Origin of the sequence: Brevundimonas sp. Root1279 (assembly GCF_001425945.1) — a bacterium.
GTDB lineage: Bacteria > Pseudomonadota > Alphaproteobacteria > Caulobacterales > Caulobacteraceae > Brevundimonas.
Window position 1 is genome coordinate 102,922 of record NZ_LMEB01000010.1, and the last position, 11,872, is coordinate 114,793.

Here is an 11,872-nt window from a genome sequence, read left to right on the forward strand (position 1 = left end):
GTTGTCGACAGCGCTGGACACGCAGGATCGGGGCCCCATGGATCAGAAAGGCGAGTGCGTCCCAGCCCCGGACGCGGGCGGCCCAACCCCGGCGTTTCCGCATCATTCCCACCATAGCTACCCTCCAGCAGCCGCCCATGACTGGTCATCGCCCCGGAGGGCCACGCACAGGTTCGTCTTTGTCGGATACTGCCGGGGAGATTCTAGCCCACGAGCGGGCTAGAAATAGCCTCGATCTCGCCCCTACTTTGACGCACGTTTACTGATTTGAACCAGAGAACGCTGATCGTCTATTGTCCTTAGGGGATACATACTTTGGACTGCCGACGAATCTATCTCGATCGGTCTAGGGTGGACGACCTAGAGAGCCCTTAGACGCGGCCCGACCGGGCTTTCAGGCCGCGCCGTTCACGCAGCGCCCAAGGAAGGCCGCGTGACTTGGCATGCCGTCGACACGGGCCTGAATCGCCGCACGAATTCGCGCCAGCCGAACCCGGAGATCATCGTCGGCCAGGGCGTCGGCGATGGGATGGTAGTCGTCGGGAACGAGACCCTGGCCGTACAGGATTGCGAACCAGTTGGTTTCGCGAAACAGCTCGTGGTTCTCGACCATCACCTCGCCACGAGCGCGAAACGTCTCGAGTTTCGCGGCGAGGCTGTCTGGGATTTCCATGTCGCGGCAGTACCGCCAGAACGGCGTGTCATCCCGCTGACTGACCTTGTAGTGGGCGATGATGAAGTCGCGGACGCTCTCGTACTGGAGGTCCATTTCGGCATTGAAGCGATCAGCCATCGCCGGGTCGAGACGGCGTCGCGGGAACATGCCCAGCAGCTTCGAGATACCGGCCTGGGTCAGGTGGATGCTGGTCGACTCCAGGGGCTCCAGGAATCCGCTCGCCAGGCCGAGCGCGACGCAGTTGGCGACCCACCCCTTCTTGCGCCGCCCGCTGAGGAACCGCAGCACCCGCGGCTCGGCCTGAGCCGCGCCGTCCAGGCGGGACATCAAGGCGTCCGTCGCCTCGGCCTCGCTGACGTAGCTGTCGCAGAAGACATAGCCGTTGCCGGTGCGGTGCTGCAGCGGGATGCGCCATTGCCAGCCCGCCTCGCGCGCGGTCGACCGGGTCACCGGCTCCGGGTCGCCGATCCGCTCGCACGGCACGGCCACCGCCCGGTTGCAGGGAAGCCAGCGCGACCAGTCCTCGTAGCCGGCCTTCAGCTTGTCCTCGATCAGCAGCCCGCGGAAACCGGAACAGTCGATGAAGAAGTCGCCGCGCACGGCCTTGCCGTCGGCGAGGGTCACCGATCGGATCGACCCGTCCTGGCCATCCTGCTCCACCGTGACGATACGGCCCTCGCGCCGAACCACCCCCCGCTTCTCCGCATAGCGACGCAGGAAGCCGGCGTAGAGGCTCGCGTCGAATTGGAAGGCGTAGTGGATGCTCGGCATCTCCGGCGTGGGCCGGGGCGTGCGCATGAACCGGCCCAGGCGGATGGCCTCGGCCTCTGCGACGAAACGGTGATTGCCGGGATCGCCCCCGCCCTTCAGCGCGCGCAGCCAGTAGTGGGCGAAGCCGATGCCATTCATCTCGGCTCCGAACAGGCCGAATGGATGCATGTAGGTGTGGCCCAGCCGCGCCCAGTCGACGAACTCGATGCCCAGCTTGAAGGTCGCCTGGGTCTCGCGGATGAACTCATCCTCGTCGATGCCCAGGAGCTTGTTGAACAGCAGGATCGGCGGGATCGTCGCCTCGCCGACGCCGACCGTCCCGATCTCCTCGGACTCGATCAGGGTGATCGAATAGGTCTCGGTCCCCACCACCTTGGCCAAGGCGGCGGCGGTCATCCAGCCGGCCGTGCCGCCGCCGACGATGACGATGTCGCGAACCAGAGCCTCGGTCATCCGGCCCGTCCAAAGGCGGCGTCCATCAAGGGCATGGCGCGGACCTCCTCGGCGATGCGGCCGAGCAAGCTGCGGAAGCGATCGATCTGCTCCCCCTCCGGCACAGCCTCGACCAACGGGTCGTAGTCAGCCGGGATCAGGCCATGGCCGACCAGAACGGCGATCCAGTTCTGCTCCTGAAAGGACTCGTCGTCGAAGGTCGCCACAAGCCCCCGCGCCGCAAACAGGCGCAGCCGCGTCTTCAGCGACTCCGGCGGATCGACATCGCGGGCCCGGTCCCAGAAGCGCTCGTCGAAACGCCGGTTGAGAACATAGTGGGCCAGCTGGAAGTCGCGGACGTTGCGGACGTGCGAGGCGAAACCGGCGTTGAACGCCTCGGCCTCGGGCATGGCGACGGCGTCGACCGGGAACAGCCCGATCAACAACGACAGGCCCATGTGCACGAGGTGCAGTTGCACGGCGTCCAGCGGCTCGAGCGCAGCGGCGGCGGCGCCCAGGGCCACGCAGTTTCCCGCCCAGGCCGGACGCACCCCGGCCTCGAACGGCTCCACCGACGCCTCGCCCTCGAGGCTCAGTCCGGTCAGCACCGGGATGGCGTCCAGCACAGCGCGATCGGACATGACGGAGGCGTCGTAGACCACCGTCAGAGCTGTCCGATCCCGCAGTGGGTGGAGGCCGATCCAGCCCGCCTCAAACGCCACGATCTGGGCGTAGGCCGGAAGCGGCTTCAACGCCTTCGCCGTGGCCGTCAGCATCCGGTTGGCGCCGAACCAGCCGCGCCAGCTCTCGAACCCGGCAGAGGGCGCGTCCCCGGCCACCGCCGCCTCCGGACCCGAGGCGTCGATGAACAAGTCGGCCTCGATCCGCAGGCCGTCTTCCAGCGTCACCGAGACGATCCGGTCGCCGTCCCTCTCGACGCTGCGCATCGCCCCCGACCGAGCCTCGAGGCCGGCCGCCAGGGCTTGCCGCCGCAGCAGGTCGACATAGCCCCGCGCATCCAGGTGATAGCCCGGAGAGACCGGGACCTCGGGTCGCGCCCCGTCCCCTTCCAGCGGCGAGCGCCCCTGCTTGGCGGCTGCGGAGGCGAGCGAGAAATCCTCGAGCTCGACGTTCAGGCCCTCGCTCCGCGCCTTCACCCAGTACTGGATCAGATCGATGTCGTTGATGCCGACACGCTGGGTGTCATAGCCATGCATGAAGGGCGCCTTGGCCCGTGACCAGTTGGCGAACCGCTGACCCAGCACCGGCAAGCCGGCGGCGGCGGCGAGGACGTCCATCTCCTCCAGGCCCAACAGCCGATGCAGTCCGCCGAGCGCCGGCACGGCGGCATAGGCGTCGGCCGGAGTCAGCAGCGACGGCAGCTCGACGATCCGGACGCGAACGCCCGCGCCGGAGTACGCCCGGTGCAGCCCCAACGCAGCCAGCCAGGCCGCAGCGTCCCGCCCGACGACCAGCACCTCCTTGACCGGGCGGCTCATGCCCCGGCTCCCGCTGCTCGCTGTGGGGCCTCGCCGCCGCAATAGTCCGCAACGAAGACGTCGTGCGCCGGCATGGCGTCGACGCGGTCGGAGATGCGCCGGCGGATGTCCGCCATCTCGGCCGCGGCCTGATCCAGCGGCATCCGATCCGTCATCGGGTGATAGCCGCGCGGCGACATCCCCTGCCCGACGAAGACGCTGAGCCAGCTGGGCGGCGAGAACAGACCGTCCTTGTACTGGGCGATGTGCCCCCGATGTTCGAACAGGGCCATCTTCTCGCGCAGGCTGTCGGGGATCTCCATCTCGCGGCACTGCCGCCAGAGGTCCCCATCCTGCCGCGCGTTGACTTGGTAGTGCAGGATCAGGAAGTCCCGCACGCGATCGTATTCATTGTCGATGCGACGGTTGAACTCCGCCGCCAGCGCCGGATCGACGTTGCCGCGCGGCAACAGCTTGAGCAGCGTCGTGACCGCCACCTGGGTCAGGTAGATGCTGGTCGACTCCAGCGGCTCCAGGAAACCGCTGGCGAGGCCGACGGCGATGCAGTTCTTCGTCCAGGAAGCCGTGCGGCGGCCCGACTTGAACTTGATCGGCCGCGGCTCGGCCAGGGGCTTGCCGTCCAGATTGCCCATCAACCGGGCGTGGGCCTCATCATCGCTGATGAAGGCGCTGGAATAGACATAGCCATTGCCGGTGCGGTGCTGCAGCGGGATGCGCCACTGCCAACCGGCCTCCAGCGCCGTGGAGCGGGTATAGGGCGTAAAGTCGGCCGAGCGCTCGGTCGGCACAGCCAAGGCGCGGTCGCAGGGCAGCCACTTGCCCCATTCCTCGAACGGCCCGTTCAGGGCCTGGCCGATGATCAGGCCACGGAATCCCGAGCAGTCGATGAACAGGTCGCCGGCGATGACCTCGCCCGACTCCAGGGTGACGGAAGCGACGTCGCCGCTGTGCGGATCCAGCGTGACATCGACGACCTTGCCCTCTGTCCGAACCAGCCCCCGCGCCTCGGCCCAGCCACGCAGGTAGCGAGCGTAGAGCCCGGCGTCGAAATGATAGGCGTAGTCGAAGGTCGAGTTGATCGCGCTCTTGTCGTCCGCCGGAAAGTCGAAGCGGTTCCGACGGCTGGCGACGATGGCGAAGGAGTAGTCGCCGATGTCCTCGGCCTGTCCGTTCAGCCGGGCCCGCGTCCACTGATGATGGAAGGCGACCCCGCCCATCGGATGACCATGAGCGCCGAACGGGTGGACATAGTTCGACCCCTTGAAGCCCCAGTCGCGGAACTCGATGCCCAGTTTGAAGGTGGCGTTTGTCTTCCGCATCATGTCGGATTCGACGATGCCGATGAGGTCGTTGAACTCCCGCATCTGCGGCAGGGTGGCCTCGCCGACGCCGACGATGCCGATCTCGTCGGACTCGACCAGACGCACCTGAACCTGCTGCTGCGTCAGGGACCCGACCAGGCCCGAGGCGGTCATCCAGCCCGCCGTGCCGCCGCCGACGATGACGACCTGCAATGGTCGCGTCATCCGAACCCCCACCCCAAGCCACAAACCGAAAACGCGCCGCCCAAGGGCGACGCGTTTTCTTGTACCGTCGTTCCGGTCAGAACCGGTAGCGGAGACCGACCACCATGCGACGGTCGGACCGTAGCCAGGCGTTGGGCGTCAGCGTCCCGCCCTCGGAGGCGTTGTTGACCTGCTGGTACAGCTTGGTCTCGGTCGAGAGCAGGTTGCTGCCCTGCAGGCTCAGCTCAAGGTGGTCGTTGACCTTGTAGCGCAGGGAGCCGTCGAGGAAGCCCGCCGACTCCTGCCAGATCGGCAGATAGACGCAGCAGTCCACGGCCGTGACCAGGTATTCGGAGCGCCAGTTGTAGGCGAGACGCGCGGCCCAAGGGCCCCACTCGTACATGCCGACGATGTTGTACTGGTGGTCCGACAGGCCTTCCAGCTTGTCGACGCCCAGAACCGAACCCGAGCTGCCGGCCTGCGCCGTCTCGCCGCTGGCGCCGCCCGAGGCGACCTTCAGGTTTGAGTTCGTGATGCCCTGGTTGTCGATGTAGGTGTAGTTCGCCTGCATCCCGAGGCCGGCCCAAGGTCCGGGCAGGAAGTCGAAGAACTGCTGGTAGGCGAGTTCGATGCCCTTGATCTCGGCGCCTTCGCCGTTCATCGGGCCGCGGACGCGCACCGTACGGGTGACCCCGTTGTTGGTGACCTCAAGGTCGTACGAGCCGTACTGAATGTAGTTGTCGAACGTCTTGTAGAAGGCCGTCGCCATCAGCGAGCCGACATCGGAGAAGTAATACTCGACCGCGAAGTCGAACTGATCCGCGGTCGTCGGGGCCAGGTACGGGTTGTAGGCGTTGGCCGTATAGGTCGGATTGACCCCGGTGATCACGCCGCCGCTGGAGATGTAGCGGGGATCGGTCGGATCCGTGCCCGGCAGGCTGGTGGAAACCTCGACATAGTTCTTCAGCAGCCCGATATCCGGCCGCGCCATGGCGCGGGAGGCGGCGAAGCGCAGAACCAGGTCCTCGCGCGCATCGAAGCGGATGTTGAAGCTGGGCAGCCAGTGCTGGTGCTCGCTCTCAGCCGTGCTCTGGACGCCGCCACCGGAGTTGAAGGCGATGTCGTCCGCCGAGAGATAACAGCCGATGCTGCCCGGAGTGGTCGGCACGCCGGGGATCGGAACCGTCGGCGTACAGGCCAGGGTCGAGGGCGAGAACGGCACCGGATAGGACAGCGAGCCGGTGCTGCTGTTGTCCGTCTCGACGTAGCGAATGCCGATGTTGCCGACGAACGGCGTGCCGCCGATTTCGGCGCCGTCGCCCCCGAAACGAAGCATGGCGTAGGCTGCGCGGGTTTCTTCCTCGACCTCGTTGAGCTCGTTCGGACGGAAGCAACTGTCGGCCACCTCGCCTGCACGGTCGCAGACCGGCCGCCACTGATCCTGTCCGGCCCCGATGTTGTCGTAGCTCAGCAGAGCCATGTCGCCGTTCGCCATCCGGTCGATGTCGAAGAAGACGTACTCGCCATTGGTGCCGAAGAAGCCGTTGCCGAACTCACGGTTCTGGTACAGCCCGGTCGGATAGCCGGTGAAGGACCCGCTCGGCGAGTGCCGATCGATGTTCCAGAACGCCGCCTGGCCGCCGCCGAGGTTCCAGTTGTTGGCGATATTACCCCAGTTGTAGGCGCTGTACTTCACGTCCTGCTCGCGCTTGGCGTAGCGGACGCCGACACGCAGCGAGTCCAGCCAGTCGGAGCCGAGGTCGTACTCCATGTCCGCGCGCAGGGAGAGCTGATCACCCCCGCTGTCCTCGCGGTGGTCCATCGCGTGGTTGTAGCGATAGTTGTTCGGGTTGGTCAGACCGCCGGCGGACTGGTTGATATTGGTCGGCGCGGCGAAGGTCATGTTCGGCCGGTCGCCAGACCAGTCCAGCGTCATATTGGCGAAGGTGTACTGGCCCACCTCGGCGTCATAGTTGTCGACTTCCGAGTGAATAAGCTGGGCGTCGAAGCTGGCGCGCAGGCGGTCGGTGATTTCCCACTTCAGATTGACCGACGCGTCTTCCGTGACGTTGTTGGTCTGGTTGAAGCGGGTCACCGCGTTCAGGTCGCCGCCCCGCACCGGATTGGTGCAGGTCCCCTGCCACGCGTAGCAGGGCTCGAGCATGTTCTGGCCCTGGTCATTGACCGCGATCTGCGCCGCCTCAGCGTCGCTGGCGCCCCACCAGAAGGTGTCGGTCTGCTGGACCAGCAGCGTGCCGCTGCGGAAATTACCGTCGGAGTCGAACACATACGGCGTGCCGCCGACGCCCGGCGACGGGATCCACTGCGAGCGCGCTCCACCCGGCGTATAGGTGAAGTCGACCGGCAAGGCCCACATGTCGGCGTTGTAGCTGATGATGGCGTGCTCACGCCATTCATTGCTGAAGTCCGAGCGGTTGTACTGGCCGGTCAGCAGGAAGCGGCCGTCGTTGCTCTTCCATTGACCCGCCAGGGCCAGGCCGTTGCGCTCGCGCTCGTACTCGGTCTGACGGTTGCCGACGCTCGACGGAATGTACTGGGTGCCCGGGCCAAAGACGCCCTCGAAGATGCCCATCCGACCATACTGGATGGTCTCGGACATGGTCGTCACGTCGGAATAGGCGAGGTTGATCAGGAAGCCGAACTGGCCGGCCTCGGTGTCCCAACGATCGCTGAAGATCGCCGAAGCCTCGGGCGTGTAGTTGCGCGACAGGTCGCCGTAATTGACCGCGGCCGACACCTGGACCACCCGACCAGAGGCGTCGAATGGCACGCGCGTGCGCAGGTCGATCGTGCCGGCGATGCCGCCTTCGATCATCTCTGCGGTCTGGTTCTTGTAGGTGTCGACGCCCTGCATCAGCTCGGGCGAGATGTCGCCCCAGCTCAGGCCGCGCGACGAGTTGGCGCTGAAGGTGTCGCGGCCGTTGTACTCCGACCGGACCTGCTGCAGGCCGCGGACCAGAACGCCCGAGGGCTCGGCCGAGAAGTGGGAGGTGTCGTCGCTGGCGGCGAAGCGGTTGACGGTCACGCCCGGAACACGCTGCAGCGCCTCGGCCACGGACTTGTCCGGCAGCGCGCCGATGTCGGTGGCCGTGATCGAGTCGACGACGGTGTCCGCGTTGCGGCGGAGCTGTTGTGACGTCTCAAGCGCCTGGCGCGTGCCGACGACGATGACTTCCTCGACCTCTTCGGTCTCCGGGTCCTGCGAGTCCGCAACCTGTGCGAATGCGGTCGAGCCCGCGGCCATCGCAACGAGCGCCCCAAGAGCCAGGGCGGAGGCGCCGCCGAGAAGCCCAGGCCTGCGCGCAGGCGTAATCCTGTTTGTGGTCTTCATTCCTACCGCCTCCCAACAGCGGGTCTGAATCGGGCTGACAGCCCTGTCAATTTTAAGCCGAAGTCGTCTTCCTGGTAGTCACCGGGGCGGTACGGCCGCCCTTCGCATTCTTCGATGAGATGGCGCGGGAGCGATTCCCACAAGGCACTTGCGGACCGGCAGACCCTGCCCGCTACGCTAGAAGTCGGATGTGGCTGACACCGTCCGCGACTGCGAACCGTAACCTCCCCCTCGTCCGTTCTTTTGCCGAACTTGGTCTAGGTTGTAATGTGAAGTTTACGGCGTTCGCCAGTAGCTTTGTGTAACAAACGTCACATTCAGCCTGCTGTGTGAAATTCATCATACGGTTGAGACTGGGTTCTTCAGGGAACAGCGCTGACATGACGTCGTCGACGGGTCTGGCTTCCATCGATGCGGCCGGGCTTGAGCCGCGCCGCTTCCATGAGGAGATCCTGCCTGTCGCCCGACCCGTGATCCTGCGCGGGCTGGTCCGGGACTGGCCGGTGGTGAAGGCGGGGCGCGCCTCCCCCGACGCTCTCGTCGGCTACATGACGCGGTTTGATCGCAGCGTCCCGGTCAGCGCCATGATGGGCGCGCCCGGCATCGGAGGACGCTTCCACTACAATGACGATCTGAGCGGCTTCAACTTTCGCAGGACCTCCGTGCGGTTGGCGGCGGGGCTGGACCTGCTGCTCGAATATGCGGGCCAGGACCGTCCTCCTTCACTGGCCATCCAATCTGTCCCGGTGCGCGAGAATCTGCCCGGTTTCGAAGCCGAGAACCCGCTTGCGCTGCTGGGTGGCGCGGTCGAGCCTCGGGTCTGGATCGGCAACGCCGTCACAGTCGCGGCGCACCACGATCCGTCCGAGAACATCGCCTGCGTCGTCGCCGGCCGTCGGCGCTTCACCCTGTTCCCGCCCGAGCAGCTGCCGAACCTCTACATGGGTCCATTCGAGCTGACCCCGGCTGGCCCGGCGGTCAGCATGGTCGACTTCGAGGCGCCGGATCACGACCGCTTCCCCCGCTTCCGCGAGGCCATGGCGGCGTCCGTAACCGCCGACCTGGAGCCGGGAGACGCCCTCTACATTCCCTACCTCTGGTGGCACCACGTCGAGTCGCTGGAGCCGATGAACATGCTGGTCAACTACTGGTGGGCGCCGCCGGATCACGGCCGCGGCCGGCCGCTCGACGCCCTGATGCATGCCATCCTGGCTGTCCGCGACCTGCCCCCGCCGCATCGCGCGGCCTGGAAGACTCTGTTCGACCACTACGTCTTCGAGGCCGACGGCCCCGCCGCCGAGCACTTGCCCGCCGGGCGACGAGGGGTCCAGGGCGCCTTCGACAACGCCATGATCCGCTCAATCCGCGCGGCCTTGGCCCGCACCCTGGGACGCCCCTCATGAAGCGCCTGCTGCTCATCGCCGTCGCCCTGCTCACCGTCGCCGCAACCGCCGTCCGCGCCGAGACGCCGGTGGAGAGGCACGGCCAACTGCGCGTCGAAGGCGGTCGCGTCATCGACCAGCACGGCGCCCCTGTGACCCTGCGGGGCATGTCCCTGTTCTGGAGCCAGTGGGCGCCGAAATTCTACAATGCCGAAACGGTCGACTGGCTCGCCGATGACTGGCAGGTCACCGTCGTCCGCGCGGCGATCGCCGTCCCGTCGGGCGGCTATCTCGAACATCCCGAGCGCGAGACGGCCAAGGCCGAGGCGGTGATCGAGGCTGCCATCGATGCAGGGATCTACGTCATCGTCGACTGGCACGCCCACGAGCCGGAACCCGAGGCGGCGGCGCGCTTCTTCGCCCACATCGCCGCCAAATACGGCGACCGGCCCAACGTCATCTACGAGACCTGGAACGAGCCGCTGGACACGCACGGCTGGGCCGAGGTGGTGAAGCCCTTCCACCTGGCCGTCATCCTCCGGATTCGCGCCCTCGATCCAGACAATCTGATCGTCGCTGGAACACCCACCTGGTCGCAGGACGTCGATATCGCCGCGGCTGATCCCCTGCCCTTCTCGAACCTGGCCTACACCCTGCATTTCTATGCCGGCTCCCACCGACAGGAGCTCCGCGACAAGGCCGAGCGCGCCATGGACCTGGGCGCGGCCTTGTTCGTCACCGAATGGGGCACGACGCCGGCGACTGGCGACGGGCCGATGGACCTGGCCGAGACCCGGCTGTGGTGGGACTTCATGGAGGCGCGTGGTCTGAGCCACCTGAACTGGTCGATCACCGACAAGGCCGAGGGCTCGGCGGCGCTGGAGCCTGGCGCGTCCGGGCGTGGCGGTTGGGGGGAAAACCAGCTGACGCCGTCCGGCCGACTGCTGCGCGACCGGCTGCGCGAAATGAACCTGACGCCCTAGGCGACCCGGCGGATCCTGAGCACGACCAGTCCGCCGGCCGCAGCGAAGGCGGTCGAGACGGCGAAGACCCAGGCCAGGTCCCGACCCAGAACCGTAAGCACCACGAGGCCGATCAGCGGCGCGATCACCTGGGGCACGGTGATTGCGATGTTCATCAGGCCGAGATCGCGTCCCGTCGCAGCTGGATCGGGCAGCACCTCGGCGACCAGGGCGATGTCAACGGTCGAGAACAGACCCAACCCTGCCCCGAAGACAATCTGGGCCAGCATGGGCGTCGGCCACTGCGGGGCCAGGGCCATGAGGGCCGCCCCCAGCGCCATGACCAGGCCGCCGGCGGTGACCAGCAGCCGGCGCTTGCCCACCCGGTCCGACAGCAGCCCGCCCGCCAGGCCGGCGACCAGGGAGGCCACTGTCGCCGAGGCCATCAGCCACCCCAAGATGGTCTCGGGGGACCCGGGCGCAGGACGCCCGCCGAAGTCGATCGAACCCTGCACATAGAACAGCAGATAGATGACGTTCAGGGTGATGGTGACCTGCACCAGCATCCGCGACACGAAGGCGATGAGGAAGTCGTGGTCCAGCAGAGCCGCGAGCGACAGCTGGGCCTTCGGCCGCGACGCCTGAACGGGCGCGACCGGCTCGCGACAGACCAGGGCGAAGGGCAGGATCATCAACGGCACGGCCAGGGCGGCCACGGCGAAGCGAGCGCCCAGGTCCGTCACCAGCATGGCTACGACGAAGGCCGAGAACAGGTTGGACGCCGGCAGCGCCAATCCTTGCAGCGCCGAAACCAGGCCCTTCTGACGCCCCGGCACCACATCGGGCAGGACCGCATTCAGGGGGGCGAACATGACGTTGATCGCCACCTGCAACACGATCATGGCGAGGATCAATCCCAGGCGATCAGCCGCGGCGTAGACCAGGCCGTGCCCGACCGCGACGGCCAGGGCGCCCCCCACGATCCAGGGACGACGACGGCCGAAACGACCACGGGTGGCATCGCTCAGCGCCCCAACCGCCAGATTGGCGATCGCCGCCGCCAAGGCGCCCCAGAGAGTGACCTGGCTCAGCAGGACCGCCTTGCCCGCTGGGTCGACTGCTTCGGCCTTCAGCGGCAGCAGCACATTCAGCAGGGGCATGAAGCTGATGAAGGCCCCGACCTGGGCCAGGGTGTAGGTCGCCACGAAGCCGGCGCCGACCGCGCGGCCCGGCGGCTCGTGAATCCTGACGTCTTCGATCACCCCCATGTCCAAGGTGTCGCCGGAGCGACGC

7 protein-coding genes are annotated in these 11,872 nt (G+C 66.9%); 2 read left to right on the forward strand and 5 right to left on the reverse strand.

The window, feature by feature from the left end; all coding sequences use genetic code 11:
* Window positions 1-394 precede the first annotated feature (394 nt).
* The 4 genes from ASC65_RS15785 to ASC65_RS15800 all read right to left on the reverse strand — a co-directional run bounded on the left by ASC65_RS15785 (window position 395) and on the right by ASC65_RS15800 (window position 8,235).
* Complete coding sequence (locus ASC65_RS15785) at window positions 395-1,900, reverse strand: tryptophan halogenase family protein (RefSeq protein ID WP_056455440.1); 1,506 nt, start codon at window positions 1,898-1,900, stop codon at window positions 395-397.
* Window positions 1,897-3,378 (reverse strand): tryptophan 7-halogenase, encoded by a 1,482-nt coding sequence (locus ASC65_RS15790; protein ID WP_056455442.1) that lies wholly within the window; start codon window positions 3,376-3,378, stop codon window positions 1,897-1,899. Before ASC65_RS15790 ends, ASC65_RS15785 begins: the two co-directional genes overlap by 4 nt.
* The gene (locus tag ASC65_RS15795) at window positions 3,375-4,904 is read right to left on the reverse strand and encodes a tryptophan halogenase family protein (protein WP_056455444.1); all 1,530 of its coding nucleotides are present in this window, start codon (window positions 4,902-4,904) and stop codon (window positions 3,375-3,377) included. Before ASC65_RS15795 ends, ASC65_RS15790 begins: the two co-directional genes overlap by 4 nt.
* 76 nt (window positions 4,905-4,980) lie before the next feature.
* Window positions 4,981-8,235, reverse strand: a complete 3,255-nt coding sequence (locus tag ASC65_RS15800; RefSeq protein WP_082526099.1) for a TonB-dependent receptor — start codon at window positions 8,233-8,235, stop codon at window positions 4,981-4,983.
* 380 nt (window positions 8,236-8,615) lie between these two features.
* On the opposite strand from ASC65_RS15800, the gene ASC65_RS15805 reads away from it, so the two are divergent.
* The gene (locus ASC65_RS15805; RefSeq protein WP_056455448.1) at window positions 8,616-9,638 is read left to right on the forward strand and encodes a cupin-like domain-containing protein; all 1,023 of its coding nucleotides are present in this window, start codon (window positions 8,616-8,618) and stop codon (window positions 9,636-9,638) included.
* The gene (locus ASC65_RS15810; RefSeq protein WP_082526100.1) at window positions 9,635-10,600 is read left to right on the forward strand and encodes a glycoside hydrolase family 5 protein; all 966 of its coding nucleotides are present in this window, start codon (window positions 9,635-9,637) and stop codon (window positions 10,598-10,600) included. The genes ASC65_RS15805 and ASC65_RS15810 overlap by 4 nt, the downstream gene beginning before the upstream one ends.
* On the opposite strand, the gene ASC65_RS15815 is transcribed toward ASC65_RS15810, so the two are convergent.
* Window positions 10,597-11,847, reverse strand: a complete 1,251-nt coding sequence (locus tag ASC65_RS15815) for an MFS transporter (RefSeq protein WP_056455450.1) — start codon at window positions 11,845-11,847, stop codon at window positions 10,597-10,599. The genes ASC65_RS15810 and ASC65_RS15815 overlap by 4 nt on opposite strands.
* Window positions 11,848-11,872: the final 25 nt, after the last annotated feature.